Origin of the sequence: Phocaeicola sp. RTP21198st1_B8_RTP21198_201120 (assembly GCF_040929485.1) — a bacterium.
Classification (GTDB): domain Bacteria; phylum Bacteroidota; class Bacteroidia; order Bacteroidales; family Bacteroidaceae; genus Phocaeicola; species Phocaeicola dorei.
Window position 1 is genome coordinate 1 of sequence record NZ_JBCOCI010000023.1, and the last position, 15476, is coordinate 15476.

Here is a 15476-nt window from a genome sequence, read left to right on the forward strand (position 1 = left end):
TTATCTACAAATTCAGTAATGAGAGGACGTGTAAACGCAATAAGGACGTTCAAGGGCTTAGTTGCGGATTTGAGGTTGAAAGAAGCTATTGGTAATTTGGTAGACAATTCTATAAAATATTCAGGTGAAGAGGTGGAAATACAGATTTCATCCTTGCGCCAGGACCATAACTTTTATTTGATAAAGGTAAGAGATAACGGCATGGGTATTCCGTTGAAGGATCAGAGCCGTATCTTCGAGAAATACGAACGTGCTTCGGCTGCCGACCGCAGCCGTAAAGGTGGTGCGTCAGGTTTCGGACTGGGTTTGAATTATGTTTTCCGCGTGGCTGAGGCGCATGGTGGAAAAGTGTGTGTGGAAAGCATTGAAGGGGAGTATAGTGAATTTCTTCTTTTTTTGCCGAGTGAGGAGAGGGTATAAATGTTTTTTAAAGAAGGAAGATGATATGATAAAACTGTTGTTGGTAGAAGATGATACTAATCTTTGTTACATTATCCGTGGTGGATTGGAGGATATGATAGGTGGATACGAGGTGATGACTGCTTCCAATGGCGAGGAAGGGCTGAGGATATGGAAGGAGCAACATCCCGATATCATTATTTCAGACATTGAGATGCCTGTTATGGATGGTTATGAAATGGTACGTCGTATCCGGGAAACGGATGGATTTATTCCCATTGTTTTTACCTCGGGTAGAGTTTCGCCTAAAGATGTGGTGAAAGGTTATGAACTGGGAGTGAATAATTATATTAAGAAACCTTTTTTGGCGGAAGAACTGGATGCGCATATTGGTGCCTTGTTGAAAATGAAGCAGGGAATGGGAGCTGCTAATGAAAGTGAGGTTTATCAGATTGGTGAAAATTATACATTTGATGCTGTTCATGCAGTATTAAAGTGTTCGTCGTGTGTACAAAAGACAATGACGGAACGCGAAGCGAAACTGCTTCAGATGCTTTGTAAAAAGAAAAATGAACTAGTAAGACGGGATGTTATTCTTTCAAGACTATGGGATACGGAGGATGATTTTTTTGCATCACGTAGTCTCGATGTTTTTGTTACTCGACTTAGAAAACTGTTTGCTGATGATGAACGGATACAGATAAAGACTGTGAAAGGAGTGGGGTTATGTCTTTCGGACAAAGGATGAATATGTGTAATATAACATTCATTGTAAGTTCTTTTGGCATTTTTTGAACATTAAGTGTTTTTAAGCAACTCGAAAAGATGGGCATTGGTGAAATGACCATTCTTGAAAATGGATTTTGTCATTATCCCGACTTTGTTGAAGCCGGTCTTTTCTAATACTCGCATGGAAGGAAAGTTGTGCTCAAAGACAAGTGCGAATATACGTATTGTATTCGTATAAGTGAAGTAATGGTAGATGGCTTCTTGTAATGCGTCGGTTACAATACCTTGGTTCCAATATTTTTCTCCGATAACATACCCTACTTCGGCATTGAAGCATTCCACATCTGTGCCGGGTATAAATCCGATATTACCTACGGCTTTTCCATTGACTTCAATACAAAAATCATGAATACCTTCTTTTTTCTTGATGAGGTCAATAAAGGTTTCTGCATGTTCCAGCCTGTAAGGGTGGGGGAATACATTGCGGCAATTGTCCCAAATCTTTTTGTTATTCAGTTCTTGAACTAATGAATGAGCGTCTTCTGTTTGCCAGGTACGTAGTGTGTACTTTTGCTTTTGTACAAATACAGCATGATAGCGTCTCATGGGGGTGCTGCAGAGTCCGTGGTAATTTTGTTTTTCTCCTACGACAGCAAATCCCAGACTCTGGTAGAAAGGAATGGCGTAAGTAGAAGAATTAACCGTGGTTTCAATGGAAGGATGAAGGGCGAAGACGTAGTGGAAAAGGGTTTTCCCTAATCCTTGCCTGTGATATTCAGGCTTGATAAAAAATAAGGAGATATGTTTACCATTATTTTTTATACCTAAAATGCCTGTTAGGACTTTATTGTTAAAACTACCGTAAAATGTGATTTCGTCTATATATTTTTCGTTATAAATAAAGCTTTTGAAAAATTCTAATCCCTCATCGTTGAAATCTTCTTTGCTGGTAATGGTGAAAACTTGCCAGGATAGTTCGATAGCTTTTGGGAGCTCATCTTTTGTGAGTAGTCGTATTTTATTCATAGTGTGCCATATTTGTAAGTTAGTGTAAAAATAGGTAGAGCAGGTTTGTTCTTTGTAAGGTGAAGAAGGATAAAGGTGCATTTAAAAGCACTTTTATCCTTCTCTGGTTATTAATTAGAAATTATAGGCTACGCCAAGATTGAATACTGCTTGATCTAAATCGCTAATTAATTGGTATTTAATGTCGAGGTTTAGACTCCAGCTTTTATCTAAGGTAAACTCCATGCCTGCCCCTAAATTAACTCCGAATTTTCCATCACTTCCACTGACATCGTAATCGCCTACTTTTCCTAAATCCAAATGCCAGTTAGTGTATGTAAATCCTGCTAATGGATATAAACTTACATTGCTTGCTATGGGAAAAAGGTAGTGGATATTTGCATTGATGTCAAACATGCTAAGTCCGTCATTTTTAAAAAAGTAATTCATAGATGGCTCGATTCTGATTTGATCAGTAATATTATATTGATATTTCAGACCAAGACCAATACTCTCTATTTCAGTTCCATAACTTAGATTACCACCAATAGCTTGCTTTCCTTTTTGTGCAAAAACAGAACTAAAACTTAAAAGCGTCATGCATGCTGCAATAATAATTTTTTTCATAATCAATCATTTTAAATGAATACTAACTTTTCTTTATATGTAGAATTATTTTTCTTCCTCCTTAAACCAGGAAGCATACATTAAATATCCATTGGCAATTTTCTGATTGAGCTCTTTGCTCTGTGCCTCGGGAATTTTTTTGACGAATTTGGCTGGAACTCCTGCCCATAGGCTTCCAGGTTCGATGACGGTGTTACTGAGTACTAGTGCTCCCGCAGCTACAATAGCTCCTTCACCTACGACAGCGTGGTCTAGTACGGTAGAGCCCATTCCAATCAGAGCGCCGTCTTTTATAGTCGCGCCATGTATGGTTACATTATGTCCTACAGAAACATCATTCCCGATTTCTACAACTGATTTTTGATATAGTGTGTGTACTACACTGCCATCCTGGATATTTACGCGGTTGCCTATGCGGATAGCATTAACATCGCCGCGTAATACGGCGTTAAACCAAATGCTGCAATCTTTTCCGATTACAACATCACCAATAATAGTGGCATTATCGGCTAAATAACAGTTTTCGCCGATTTTTGGAGTGAATCCTCTTACTGATTTTATAAGTGCCATAATTAATTTCTACCGTTTTAAAGGAGATGTTACTTCTTTTAACCACTCGCGTTCCTCGTTGTTCAATTCCGGGCTCAAACAATTGTAAACTTTTTCATGATATTGGTTGAACCATGTTATTTCTTCATCGCTCAGCATATCTGTTAGGATGGCTTCTTTGTCAATAGGGCAGAGGGTAAGTGGTTCGAATTTATAGTAAGTACCGAATTCTGTCTCTTGTGACGGAACAATTAACATGGTATTTTCCGTACGTACTCCATGACGGCCGGCTTTATATATACCGGGCTCGTTGGTTACTGTCATGCCTGGAACAAGTAAGGCTGGCATGTGGTTCATGCGGAATTGGTGAGGACCTTCGTGTACATTCAGGAAACAACCTACACCGTGGCCTGTTCCATGCAGGTAGTTGATTCCGGCTTTCCACATAGGGAGGCGGGCCAGCGCATCTAGTTGTGTTCCGCAAGTTCCATGTGGAAATTGAGCCATTGAGAGTTGGATAAATCCTTTTAAGACTAATGTGTAATCCGTTTTTTCTTCTTTCGTGAGCGCTCCTAAAACGATGGTACGGGTAATATCAGTTGTTCCGTCCAAATATTGTGCTCCACTGTCCAGCAGCAGCATACCTTCAGGTTTTAAGGGGATATCGGTTTCGGGGCTTGCTTCATAGTGAACAATAGCGCCATGAGCTTTATATCCGGCAATGGTGTCAAAACTGATACCATTGAAGTAGTCTTGTCCGGCACGGAATTCGTATAATTTCTTATCTATACTTATTTCGGTTTCATTTCCAGTAGAAACAGCTGTTTTCAGCCAGCGGAGAAATTTAACCATGGCTATTCCGTCGCGTTTCATAGCGCGATGGAAGCCTTCTATTTCCGTCTCATTCTTTACCGCTTTTAAAAAAAGTACAGGTGAAGGAGCTATTTCTATTAAAGAATGGGTGCAGGCTGCTGCATGAATGGCTGCATTGATACTAGCTGACAACAGGAGTTTGCCGGTAAAATCTTTTAAATCTTTTTCAATTGTTGAATAAGGTTTCACTGTAACTCCGTTTTCTGCTAGATAGTCTTTTACTTCATCTGACAGTTTATTCTCTATTATATATAAGGTGGAACTATATTCCGTGATGAGAAGGTAACTCACAAAAACCGGATTGCAGTGTACGTCACTTCCCCGCAAGTTTAGAGTCCATGCCACTTCATCCAGTGCAGAAATTAGAATGCCTGTGCAACTGTTACGACGGGTGGCTTCTTGTATTTGAGTGATTTTATCCTTGCAACTGAGACCGGCATATTTCAATTCATGTATAAAAACTTTGTTGTCGGGCAATGCAGGCCGGTCTGTCCATAATTCATTGAATGGATCGGGAGTAAGGGTTAAGTGTATCTGTTTTTTTTCTAATTCTTTCTGTAAGTTGCTTGTTTCTTGATAGCTGTTAACCCAACCGTCTATACCCACATTATCTTCTGAATTCAATACACAGCCCAACCACTCTACAATGGAAGGAGTTTCCGGTAATCGTTCTTTGAATAAAGTAATGCCTGTGTTTTCCAATTGTGCGGTCGCTTGAAGAAAATAGCGTGAATCTGTCCAAAGTCCGGCTTTATCCAGCGTTACGACAACTGTACCTGCCGAACCTGTGAAACCTGATATCCATTTACGTGCTTCCCAATGTTTGGGGATATACTCTCCCGAGTGGGGGTCCGTACTGGGGATAATAAAGGCTGAAAGCTTGTGTTTACGCATGAAATTGCGCAGACTAACTATTCTATTTATAATTTCCGATTTCATTTTAATAGGTTTATAATGGTTTGTACTGGAAAGCAAAGATACGATTTCTAGATTATTTTAAATAAATAATTGCGGAAAGTTTTGTAAATAAAGAAAGTATGTGTAATTTTGCGCCGCAATTTGACTATCTGAAAATATTAATAACAACATATTTAATAATTAAAAACAATGATTGTAGTACCAGTAAAAGAAGGCGAAAACATTGAAAAAGCGCTGAAGAAGTTCAAAAGAAAATTTGAGAAAACAGGTGTTGTAAAAGAACTAAGAGCTAGACAGCAGTTTGACAAGCCGTCTGTATTGAACAGGCTGAAAAGAGAACGTGCTATCTATGTTCAGAAACTTCAGCAAGTAGAAGAATAATTAAAAACTCGCACATTCTTTGAATAATTGAATTCTTTTTCATATATTCGTTGCTGAATTGATAAGCGACGTTTCTTATGATGACAGACTCTTTTTTGGATTATCTTCGGTTTGAAAGAAACTATTCTGAGAAAACAATAGTTAGTTATGGAATAGATCTGATCAAGTTTGAAGAATACATCAGGGGAAAAGATGAGAATGTCGATTTTACAACGGTAGATGCTGATTTGGTTCGTGGTTGGGTGATGAACCTGATAGAGGACGGATATACATCTGCTTCTGTAAATCGGAAATTGAGTTCACTCCGATCGTTTTATCGTTTCCTTCTAAAGAAAGGTGTGATAGGGGAGGATCCGATGTTGAAAATCATTGGTCCGAAAAACAAGAAGCCTCTTCCTGTATTTCTGAAAGAACGTGAAATGGACCGACTTTTGGATGATGTTCCTTTTAAGGAGGATTTTACAGGTTGTCGGGATAGAATGGTATTGGAAATGTTTTATGCTACAGGCATGCGGCTTTCCGAGTTAATAGGGCTGAATGACGTGGATGTCGATTTCTCTGCATCTCTGATAAAAGTGACAGGGAAGAGAAATAAACAGCGGTTGATTCCTTTCGGTGAAGAACTGCGAAGGGCGATGTTTGTTTATTTGAAGATAAGGAATGAAGTGTTACCTGGAAAGGCTGGGGCGTTCTTTGTTTTAAAGAACGGAAAACGGATGTATCCTGGAAAGGTATATCTTTTAGTGAAACGGAACCTTTCAAAAGTGGTATCGCTGAAAAAAAGAAGTCCGCATGTGTTGAGGCATACTTTTGCAACTGCTATGTTGAATAATGAGGCAGAGTTGGGCGCGGTAAAAGAATTACTGGGTCATAGTAGTCTGACTACAACGGAAATCTATACGCATACGACTTTTGAGGAACTTAAAAAAGTTTATGAACAAGCTCATCCAAGAGCGTAAAAAAAGGAGGTATTTATGGAAGTTAGAATTCAAGCTATTCATTTCGATGCAACAGAAAGACTTCAGGATTTTATCCAGAAGAAGACTGCTAAGTTAGAAAAGTATTGTGACGATATAAATAAAGTGGAGGTGTCATTAAAAGTTGTAAAGCCTGAAACTGCAATGAATAAGGAGGCTAGTATGAAAGTGTTGGTGCCTAATGGAGAATTTTTTGCAGAAAAGGTGAGTGATACATTTGAAGAGTCGGTTGATGTGTGCGTAGATGCGCTTTCCAAGCAATTGACAAAATATAAAGAAAAACTGCGCGGTAAATAAAAAAAATCGCTGAAAGTTTTTGAGATTTAAAATAAATATCTAACTTTGCAGCCGCTTAACCATCCAAGGTGGAATGGTTGTGAAGTTAGGTATGACAAGCCTCTTTAGCTCAGTTGGCCAGAGCACGTGATTTGTAATCTCGGGGTCGTTGGTTCGAATCCGACAAGAGGCTCAAGAAAAGGTGCTGAGAAGCTAGTTGTTCTTTGAAAAATAAGTTGGGCAAATACCAGAGTGGCCAAATGGGGCAGACTGTAAATCTGCTGTCTTTCGACTTCGGTGGTTCGAATCCATCTTTGCCCACAAAAATTGCGGAAGTAGCTCAGTTGATAGAGCATTAGCCTTCCAAGCTGAGGGTCGCGGGTTTGAGCCCCGTCTTCCGCTCTTTTTTTGCTGTTATAGCTCAGTGGTAGAGCACTTCCTTGGTAAGGAAGAGGTCACGAGTTCAAGTCTCGTTAACAGCTCTTTAATAACGTAATTGCTGATTATTAATCAAATAAATAACAAGTAAAGCTATGGCTAAAGAGAAATTTGAACGTTCGAAACCGCACGTTAACATTGGTACTATCGGTCACGTTGACCACGGTAAAACCACTTTGACTGCTGCTATCACTACTGTGTTGGCTAAAAAAGGTCTTTCAGAATTGCGTTCTTTCGATTCTATCGACAACGCTCCTGAAGAAAAAGAAAGAGGTATTACTATCAATACTTCTCACGTAGAATATCAAACTGCAAATCGTCACTATGCTCACGTTGACTGTCCGGGTCACGCCGACTATGTGAAAAACATGGTTACGGGTGCTGCTCAGATGGATGGTGCAATTATTGTTTGTGCTGCAACTGATGGTCCGATGCCTCAAACTCGTGAGCATATTCTGTTGGCTCGTCAGGTAAATGTACCTCGTTTGGTCGTTTTCTTGAATAAGTGTGATATGGTTGATGACGAGGAAATGTTGGAATTGGTGGAGATGGAAATGCGTGAATTGCTTTCATTCTATGATTTCGATGGCGATAATACTCCTATCATTCGCGGTTCTGCATTAGGTGCTTTGAATGGTGTTCCTCAATGGGAAGAGAAAGTAATGGAATTGATGGATGCAGTTGATACGTGGATTCCATTGCCTCCGCGTGATATTGATAAACCTTTCTTGATGCCTGTTGAAGACGTGTTCTCTATTACTGGTCGTGGTACTGTTGCTACAGGTCGTATCGAAGCTGGTGTTATCCATGTAGGTGACGAAGTTGAAATCCTTGGTTTGGGTGAAGATAAGAAATCTGTTGTTACTGGTGTTGAAATGTTCCGTAAATTGTTGGATCAAGGTGAAGCTGGTGATAATGTTGGTTTGTTGTTGCGTGGTATCGACAAAAACGAAATCAAACGCGGTATGATTTTGTGTAAGCCGGGTCAGGTTAAGGCTCACTCTAAGTTTAAAGCTGAGGTTTATATCTTGAAGAAAGAAGAAGGTGGCCGTCATACTCCGTTCCACAATAAATACCGTCCTCAGTTCTACTTGCGTACAATGGACTGTACAGGTGAAATCACTTTGCCGGAAGGAACTGAAATGGTAATGCCTGGTGATAACGTAACTATTACAGTTGAGTTGATTTACCCGGTTGCATTGAATGTAGGTTTGCGTTTCGCTATCCGCGAAGGTGGACGTACTGTAGGTGCTGGACAGATAACAGAACTTCTTGACTAACACTTGGATAAATATATATGATCAGTTCTCGGTCGTAAGGCTTCGGGAACTGATTTTTACGGGAGTAGCTCAGTTGGTAGAGCACCGGTCTCCAAAACCGGGTGTCGGGAGTTCGAACCTCTCCTCCCGTGCTAAACTTGAAAGAATATGTTTCAGAAAGTAGCAAATTATTGTAAAGAATCTTACGACGAATTAGTCCATAAAGTATCATGGCCGACTCGTAAAGAACTTTCTAGTAGCGCAGTGGTTGTTTTATATGCTTCCCTACTCATTGCGTTAGTCGTTTTTCTTATGGATTCAGTCTTCCAGTTTGTAATGGAGGATATTATCTATCCGCACTAATTAATTGAATAAAATGTCTGAGATTGAAAAAAAGTGGTACGTATTACGTGCTGTTAGTGGAAAAGAAAGCAAGGTTAAAGAATATCTTGATGCTGACATTAAGAACAGTGACCTTAGCGAGTATGTGTCTCAGGTGTTGATTCCTACCGAGAAAGTGTATCAGGTTCGCAATGGTAAGAAAATTGTGAAAGAAAGAAGTTATCTTCCCGGATACGTTTTAGTCGAGGCCGCTTTGGTCGGTGAAGTTGCTCATCATTTGAGAAACACTCCGAATGTAATCGGCTTCTTGGGAGGTTCCGAAAATCCGGTTCCTTTGAGACAATCGGAAGTGAATCGTATACTTGGTACGGTGGATGAACTTCAGGAAAGTGGTGAGGAACTTAATGTACCTTATACCGTAGGCGAAACAGTGAAAGTTACCGTTGGACCGTTCAGTGGCTTCAGTGGTCTCATTGAAGAAGTGAACACCGAAAAACGGAAGTTGAAGGTTATGGTTAAGATCTTCGGACGTAAAACTCCGCTGGAACTTGGCTTTATGGATGTCGAGAAAGAATAATGCATTCTGTTACGTGCATTGGACTTTCGCTATAATTAATATATAAAAATTAGAAACAAAATGGCTAAAGAAGTTGCTGGACTAATCAAATTACAGATTAAAGGAGGCGCTGCAAATCCATCACCTCCCGTTGGACCTGCTTTGGGTTCTAAGGGTATTAATATCATGGAATTTTGCAAGCAATTCAATGCCAGAACCCAGGACAAAGCAGGTAAAATTTTACCTGTAATCATTACCTACTACGCAGATAAGTCTTTTGATTTTGTTATCAAGACTCCTCCCGTAGCTATTCAATTGCTTGAATTGGCTAAGATTAAGAGTGGTTCTGCTGAGCCTAATCGTAAGAAAGTTGCCGAAATTACATGGGAACAAGTTCGTACGATTGCTCAGGACAAAATGGTTGACTTGAACTGCTTCACTATCGAGTCTGCTATGACTATGGTAGCTGGTACAGCTAGAAGTATGGGTATCGCTGTAAAAGGGGAATTCCCGGGTAATAACTAATAAACTTCAATTATAATGGGTAAACTGACAAAAAATCAAAAGTTGGCTGCAGAAAAAATTGAAGCAGGGAAAGCATACTCACTGAAAGAAGCTGCACAGTTAGTTAAAGATATTACTTTTTCTAAATTTGATGCTTCATTAGATATTGACGTACGTTTAGGTGTAGACCCTCGTAAAGCTAACCAGATGGTTCGTGGTGTAGTTTCGCTGCCTCACGGAACAGGTAAGCAAGTACGTGTTTTGGTTCTGTGTACACCTGATGCTGAAGCTGCTGCAAAAGAAGCTGGCGCTGACTATGTTGGTCTTGATGAATATATTGAAAAGATCAAAGGTGGATGGACTGATATTGATGTAATCATTACAATGCCGTCTATCATGGGTAAGATCGGTGCTTTAGGTCGTGTTCTTGGTCCTCGTGGATTAATGCCGAATCCTAAGAGTGGTACTGTAACTATGGATGTAGCTAAGGCTGTTAAGGAAGTTAAGCAAGGTAAGATTGACTTTAAGGTTGATAAGAGCGGTATTGTTCATACTTCAATTGGTAAGGTGTCTTTCACTGCAGATCAGATTCGTGATAATGCGAAAGAATTTATCGCTACTATCATCAAATTGAAACCAAGCTCAGCTAAGGGTACCTATATTAAGAGTATTTATCTTTCAAGTACTATGAGTAAGGGTGTCAAGATTGATCCCAAAACTGTAGAAGAAAACTAATAATAAGGAGGAATCATGAGAAAGGAAGATAAAGGCGTTATTATTGGTCAGTTGGCTGAAACCGTTAAGCAATACGGACATTTTTACTTGGTTGACACAACTGCTATGGACGCAGCTAAGACAAGTGAACTGAGAAGAAAATGTTTCAAAGCCGGTATTAAGCTGGTTGTTGTGAAGAATTCTTTGCTTCACAAAGCTCTGATGAGCATGGAAGATGTTGATTTCTCTCCGTTGTTCAATTCTTTGAAAGGTACAACTTCTGTAATGTTTAGCGAAGTAGCTAACGCTCCTGCAAAGTTGTTGAAAGAATACAAAGAGGACATTCCTGCATTGAAGGCAGCTTATGCTGAAGAAGGTTTCTATGTAGGTGCAGATCAACTGGATGCTCTCTGCAATATCAAGAGTAAGAATGAGGTTATCGCTGACATTATTGCATTGTTGCAATCACCGGCGAAGAATGTTATTTCAGCTCTTCAATCAGGTGGTAACACCATTCATGGAGTACTTAAAACTCTGGGCGAACGCGCCGAATAATCAATTTTATAATCAATTAGTAACAAACAATTAAAATCATACAAAAATGGCAGATTTGAAAGCTTTTGCAGAACAATTAGTTAACTTGACAGTAAAAGAAGTTAATGAACTTGCAACTATCCTTAAAGAAGAATACGGTATTGAACCTGCTGCTGCAGCTGTAGCTGTTGCTGCTGGTCCTGCTGCTGGTGCAGCTGCTGCTGAAGAAAAAACATCTTTTGATGTAGTTTTGAAGAGCGCTGGTGCTGCAAAATTGCAGGTTGTTAAAGCCGTTAAAGAAGCATGTGGTCTTGGCTTGAAAGAAGCTAAAGACATGGTAGACGGTGCTCCTAGCACAGTAAAAGAAGGCTTGGCTAAAGACGAAGCTGAATCACTGAAGAAAACTTTGGAAGAAGCTGGAGCTGAAGTTGAGCTTAAATAATATTAGCCTGAGTATCAGGTAATACGGTTAGGAATCCTCTGGTAGAGGATTCTTAACCTTTTTGTGTCTATATTATTATTAAGTTCTACAAAATATTAACAAATGTCTTCAAATACTGAAAATCAAAGAGTTAATTTTGCTTCCATTAAGAATCCGATGAAGTATCCGGATTTCTTGGAAGTGCAATTGAAGTCATTCCAAGACTTTTTACAGTTGGATACCCCGCCCGAAAAACGTAAGAATGACGGGCTGTACAAGGTATTTGCTGAAAACTTCCCTATCGCTGACACTCGTAATAACTTTGTCCTTGAATTCTTGGACTATTACATTGACCCGCCTCACTATTCAATAGACGAGTGTCTGGAGCGTGGCCTCACATACAGCGTGCCCTTGAAGGCGAAATTGAAGCTGTATTGTACTGATCCTGATCATGAAGATTTTGACACAGTCATTCAGGATGTTTATCTGGGTCCTATTCCGTATATGACTCCGAAAGGAACTTTTGTAATTAATGGTGCAGAACGTGTAGTCGTTTCTCAGTTGCATCGTTCTCCGGGGGTATTCTTTGGTCAGAGCGTACATGCTAACGGTACGAAATTGTATTCTGCCCGTATTATCCCGTTCAAAGGTTCATGGATCGAATTCGCAACAGACATCAATAATGTGATGTATGCGTATATCGACCGTAAAAAGAAATTGCCTGTTACTACTCTGCTGAGAGCTGTAGGCTTTGAAAATGATAAAGATATCCTCGAAATCTTTAACTTGGCTGAAGACGTTAAAGTTAACAAGACTAATTTGAAGAAAGTCGTAGGAAGAAAACTCGCTGCTCGTGTTTTGAAAACATGGACAGAAGATTTCGTAGATGAAGACACTGGTGAAGTAGTTTCTATTGAACGTAATGAGGTTATCATCGACCGTGAAACTGTAATTGAAGAGGAGCATATCGATGAAATTATTGATTCAGGCGTTCAGAATATCCTTGTTCACAAGGAAGAGGCGAATTCATCCGACTATTCTATTATATTTAATACTCTTCAGAAAGACCCGAGTAACTCTGAAAAAGAGGCTGTGCTTTATATCTACCGCCAGTTGCGTAATGCAGACCCGGCTGATGATGCCAGTGCCCGTGAGGTTATCAACAACCTGTTCTTCTCTGAAAAAAGATATGACCTTGGTGAAGTAGGCCGCTATAGAATCAACAAAAAGTTGGGTCTGACTACGGATATGGATGTGAAGGTATTGACAAAACAAGATATTATTGAAATCATCAAGTATCTGATTGAGTTGATTAATTCTAAAGCGGATGTTGATGATATTGACCACTTGAGCAACCGCCGTGTACGTACGGTAGGCGAGCAGTTGTCTAACCAGTTTGCGATTGGTTTGGCACGTATGTCTCGTACTATACGTGAACGTATGAACGTACGTGACAATGAAGTGTTTACACCGATTGATTTGATTAATGCAAAGACAATTTCTTCTGTTATCAATTCATTCTTTGGTACAAATGCTTTGTCTCAGTTCATGGATCAGACTAATCCGTTGGCTGAAATCACTCACAAGCGTCGTTTGTCAGCGTTAGGTCCTGGTGGTTTGTCACGTGAGCGTGCCGGTTTCGAGGTTCGTGACGTACACTATACTCACTATGGTCGTTTATGTCCGATCGAAACTCCTGAAGGTCCGAATATCGGTTTGATTTCTTCTTTGTGTGTGTATGCTAAGATTAATGAGCTTGGCTTTATTTCAACTCCTTATCGTAAAGTAGCTGATGGTAAGGTGGATATATCTGATGAAGGTATTGAATATCTGACAGCCGAAGAAGAAGAGGATAAGATTATCGCTCAGGGTAATGCCCCGTTGGATGATGAAGGTAAATTTGTTCGTGAGAAAGTAAAAGCCCGCCGTGATGCTGATTATCCGGTTGTTACTCCTGACCAAGTAGAGTTAATGGATGTTTCTCCACAGCAGATCGCTTCTATTGCTGCTTCTTTGATTCCGTTCTTGGAACATGACGATGCTAACCGTGCATTGATGGGATCGAACATGATGCGCCAGGCAGTTCCTTTGTTGCGTACAGAAGCTCCTATCGTAGGCACAGGTATTGAAAAACAATTGGTTGAAGACTCTCGTACTCAGATTGCTGCAGAAGGTGATGGTGTTGTAGAATATGTAGATGCAACGACTATCCGTATCCTGTACGATAGAAATGAAGATGAGGAATTCGTAAGCTTCGAACCTGCTTTGAAAGAATATAGAATTCCTAAATTCCGTAAAACCAACCAAAGCATGACTATTGACCTTCGTCCTACTTGTGATAAGGGCCAACGTGTGAAGAAGGGTGATATCCTGACTGAAGGATATTCAACTCAGGGTGGTGAGCTTGCATTGGGTAAAAACCTGTTGGTGGCTTATATGCCTTGGAAAGGTTATAATTACGAGGATGCTATTGTATTGAATGAACGCGTTGTACGTGAGGACTTGCTGACTTCTGTACACGTTGATGAATATATTTTGGAGGTCCGCGAAACGAAACGCGGTATGGAAGAATTAACTTCTGATATTCCTAATGTGAGTGAAGAAGCTACCAAAGATTTGGATGAAAACGGTATTGTACGTGTAGGTGCACGTATCGAACCGGGTGATATCTTGATTGGTAAGATTACTCCGAAAGGTGAATCAGATCCTTCTCCGGAAGAAAAATTGCTTCGTGCTATTTTCGGTGATAAGGCAGGTGATGTGAAGGATGCTTCATTGAAAGCTTCTCCGTCATTACGTGGTGTCGTTATTGACAAGAAGTTGTTCTCACGTGTTATCAAGAGTAGAAGTGAGAAGAATGCCGATAAGGCTATTCTGCCTAAACTGAATGATGAATTCGAAGAAAAGGCAGCAAAACTGAAAGATATTTTGATTGAGAAACTATTGGTTTTGACTAATGGTAAGGTTTCCCAAGGAGTGAAAGATTATTTGGGAACGGAAGTTATTGCCAAGGGGGCGAAGTTCACCAAACGCGATTTGGAATCATTGGATTATACTATTATCCAGTTGAGCAAGTGGACAGCTGATGCTCATAAGAATGATATGATTCGCGACTTGGTGATGAATTATTTGAAGAAATATAAAGAATTGGATGCTGAATTAAAGCGTAAGAAGTTTGCTATCACTATCGGTGATGAACTTCCTGCGGGCATTATTCAGATGGCTAAGGTTTATATTGCCAAGAAGCGTAAGATTGGTGTAGGTGATAAGATGGCGGGACGTCACGGTAACAAGGGTATTGTTTCTCGTGTGGTTCGTCAGGAAGATATGCCGTTCTTAGCAGATGGTACTCCAGTAGATATCGTATTGAATCCGTTGGGTGTGCCTTCTCGTATGAATATTGGTCAGATTTTCGAAGCCGTATTAGGTCGTGCCGGAAAAGAGTTGGGTGTGAAATTTGCTACTCCTATTTTTGATGGTGCTTCTATGGATGATTTAAATGAATGGACAGATAAAGCTGGATTGCCTCGTTATTGTAAGACTTATCTTTGTGATGGTGGTACAGGTGAACGCTTTGACCAACCTGCAACAGTGGGTGTAACTTATATGTTGAAACTAGGGCACATGGTTGAAGATAAGATGCATGCCCGTTCTATCGGTCCGTACTCCCTTATTACTCAGCAGCCGCTTGGTGGTAAGGCACAGTTCGGTGGTCAGCGTTTCGGAGAAATGGAAGTTTGGGCGCTTGAAGCATTCGGCGCAGCACATATCTTACAGGAAATTCTGACCATTAAGTCTGATGACGTTGTAGGACGCTCAAAGGCTTACGAAGCTATTGTGAAAGGTGAACCTATGCCAACTCCGGGTATCCCCGAATCTCTGAATGTATTGTTACACGAACTGAGAGGTCTTGGCTTGAGTATCAACCTTGAATAATAAAAAAATATAACTCTTTACATTATAAATAAGGAAGT

The 15476-nt window shown here is 40.1% G+C and carries 17 protein-coding genes, 5 tRNA genes and 1 pseudogene; 18 read left to right on the top strand and 5 right to left on the bottom strand.

What is annotated here, in order from left to right; all coding sequences use genetic code 11:
* A partial coding sequence (locus AB5935_RS10695; RefSeq protein ID WP_368327428.1) for a sensor histidine kinase occupies nucleotides 1-420 on the top strand: 420 nt, incomplete at its 5' end.
* Between the two features lie 25 nt (nucleotides 421-445).
* Entirely contained in the window at nucleotides 446-1147 is a 702-nt protein-coding gene (locus tag AB5935_RS10700; protein ID WP_007848306.1) for a response regulator transcription factor, read from the top strand.
* A 50-nt stretch (nucleotides 1148-1197) separates the two neighbouring features.
* On the opposite strand, the gene AB5935_RS10705 is transcribed toward AB5935_RS10700, so the two are convergent.
* From AB5935_RS10705 to AB5935_RS10725, 5 genes and pseudogenes are all read right to left on the bottom strand, one after another.
* Entirely contained in the window at nucleotides 1198-1734 is a 537-nt protein-coding gene (locus AB5935_RS10705; protein WP_032933629.1) for a GNAT family N-acetyltransferase, read from the bottom strand.
* Nucleotides 1735-1737: 3 nt separating this feature from the next.
* Nucleotides 1738-2235, bottom strand: a pseudogene (locus tag AB5935_RS10710) (GNAT family N-acetyltransferase); the annotation flags it as partial.
* A 33-nt stretch (nucleotides 2236-2268) separates the two neighbouring features.
* Entirely contained in the window at nucleotides 2269-2760 is a 492-nt protein-coding gene (locus AB5935_RS10715) for an outer membrane protein (RefSeq protein ID WP_007838985.1), read from the bottom strand.
* Between the two features lie 45 nt (nucleotides 2761-2805).
* The gene (locus tag AB5935_RS10720; RefSeq protein WP_007848308.1) at nucleotides 2806-3330 is read right to left on the bottom strand and encodes a gamma carbonic anhydrase family protein; all 525 of its coding nucleotides are present in this window, start codon (nucleotides 3328-3330) and stop codon (nucleotides 2806-2808) included.
* A gap of 9 nt (nucleotides 3331-3339) precedes the next feature.
* Nucleotides 3340-5121, bottom strand: a complete 1782-nt coding sequence (locus AB5935_RS10725) for an aminopeptidase P family protein (RefSeq protein ID WP_032942985.1) — start codon at nucleotides 5119-5121, stop codon at nucleotides 3340-3342.
* A gap of 168 nt (nucleotides 5122-5289) precedes the next feature.
* On the opposite strand from AB5935_RS10725, the gene rpsU reads away from it, so the two are divergent.
* The 16 genes from rpsU (at nucleotide 5290) to rpoB (ending at nucleotide 15438) form a co-directional block, all read left to right on the top strand.
* Nucleotides 5290-5481, top strand: coding sequence for a 30S ribosomal protein S21 (gene rpsU / locus AB5935_RS10730; protein ID WP_005844817.1), 192 nt, complete (start codon nucleotides 5290-5292; stop codon nucleotides 5479-5481).
* Between the two features lie 77 nt (nucleotides 5482-5558).
* Nucleotides 5559-6440, top strand: a complete 882-nt coding sequence (locus AB5935_RS10735; protein WP_007841181.1) for a tyrosine-type recombinase/integrase — start codon at nucleotides 5559-5561, stop codon at nucleotides 6438-6440.
* 15 nt (nucleotides 6441-6455) lie between these two features.
* Nucleotides 6456-6755: a ribosome hibernation-promoting factor, HPF/YfiA family gene (gene hpf / locus AB5935_RS10740; RefSeq protein WP_007838975.1), complete on the top strand. Its 300-nt coding sequence runs from the start codon at nucleotides 6456-6458 to the stop codon at nucleotides 6753-6755.
* A gap of 98 nt (nucleotides 6756-6853) precedes the next feature.
* Nucleotides 6854-6927: transfer RNA gene (locus AB5935_RS10745), tRNA-Thr, on the top strand.
* Nucleotides 6928-6972: 45 nt separating this feature from the next.
* Nucleotides 6973-7055, top strand: a tRNA-Tyr gene (locus AB5935_RS10750).
* A gap of 8 nt (nucleotides 7056-7063) precedes the next feature.
* Nucleotides 7064-7136 (top strand) — tRNA-Gly (locus tag AB5935_RS10755).
* Nucleotides 7137-7144: 8 nt separating this feature from the next.
* Nucleotides 7145-7216 (top strand) — tRNA-Thr (locus AB5935_RS10760).
* 51 nt (nucleotides 7217-7267) lie between these two features.
* A complete protein-coding gene (tuf, locus tag AB5935_RS10765) occupies nucleotides 7268-8452 on the top strand; it encodes an elongation factor Tu (RefSeq protein ID WP_007838973.1) in 1185 nt (394 codons plus the stop codon).
* A 58-nt stretch (nucleotides 8453-8510) separates the two neighbouring features.
* A tRNA-Trp gene (locus tag AB5935_RS10770) sits at nucleotides 8511-8583 on the top strand.
* Between the two features lie 16 nt (nucleotides 8584-8599).
* Nucleotides 8600-8794, top strand: a complete 195-nt coding sequence (gene secE / locus AB5935_RS10775) for a preprotein translocase subunit SecE (RefSeq protein ID WP_007838971.1) — start codon at nucleotides 8600-8602, stop codon at nucleotides 8792-8794.
* A gap of 13 nt (nucleotides 8795-8807) precedes the next feature.
* Nucleotides 8808-9350: a transcription termination/antitermination protein NusG gene (gene nusG, locus AB5935_RS10780; protein ID WP_007838969.1), complete on the top strand. Its 543-nt coding sequence runs from the start codon at nucleotides 8808-8810 to the stop codon at nucleotides 9348-9350.
* A gap of 60 nt (nucleotides 9351-9410) precedes the next feature.
* Nucleotides 9411-9854 (top strand): 50S ribosomal protein L11, encoded by a 444-nt coding sequence (gene rplK / locus AB5935_RS10785; protein ID WP_005844826.1) that lies wholly within the window; start codon nucleotides 9411-9413, stop codon nucleotides 9852-9854.
* Nucleotides 9855-9869: 15 nt separating this feature from the next.
* Nucleotides 9870-10568: a 50S ribosomal protein L1 gene (gene rplA, locus AB5935_RS10790; protein ID WP_007841179.1), complete on the top strand. Its 699-nt coding sequence runs from the start codon at nucleotides 9870-9872 to the stop codon at nucleotides 10566-10568.
* 15 nt (nucleotides 10569-10583) lie between these two features.
* Complete coding sequence (rplJ, locus tag AB5935_RS10795; RefSeq protein ID WP_007838958.1) at nucleotides 10584-11102, top strand: 50S ribosomal protein L10; 519 nt, start codon at nucleotides 10584-10586, stop codon at nucleotides 11100-11102.
* A 46-nt stretch (nucleotides 11103-11148) separates the two neighbouring features.
* Nucleotides 11149-11523: a 50S ribosomal protein L7/L12 gene (gene rplL, locus AB5935_RS10800; RefSeq protein WP_005844832.1), complete on the top strand. Its 375-nt coding sequence runs from the start codon at nucleotides 11149-11151 to the stop codon at nucleotides 11521-11523.
* Nucleotides 11524-11625: 102 nt separating this feature from the next.
* Nucleotides 11626-15438 (top strand): DNA-directed RNA polymerase subunit beta, encoded by a 3813-nt coding sequence (gene rpoB / locus AB5935_RS10805; protein WP_007838957.1) that lies wholly within the window; start codon nucleotides 11626-11628, stop codon nucleotides 15436-15438.
* The last annotated feature ends 38 nt before the right edge of the window (nucleotides 15439-15476 follow it).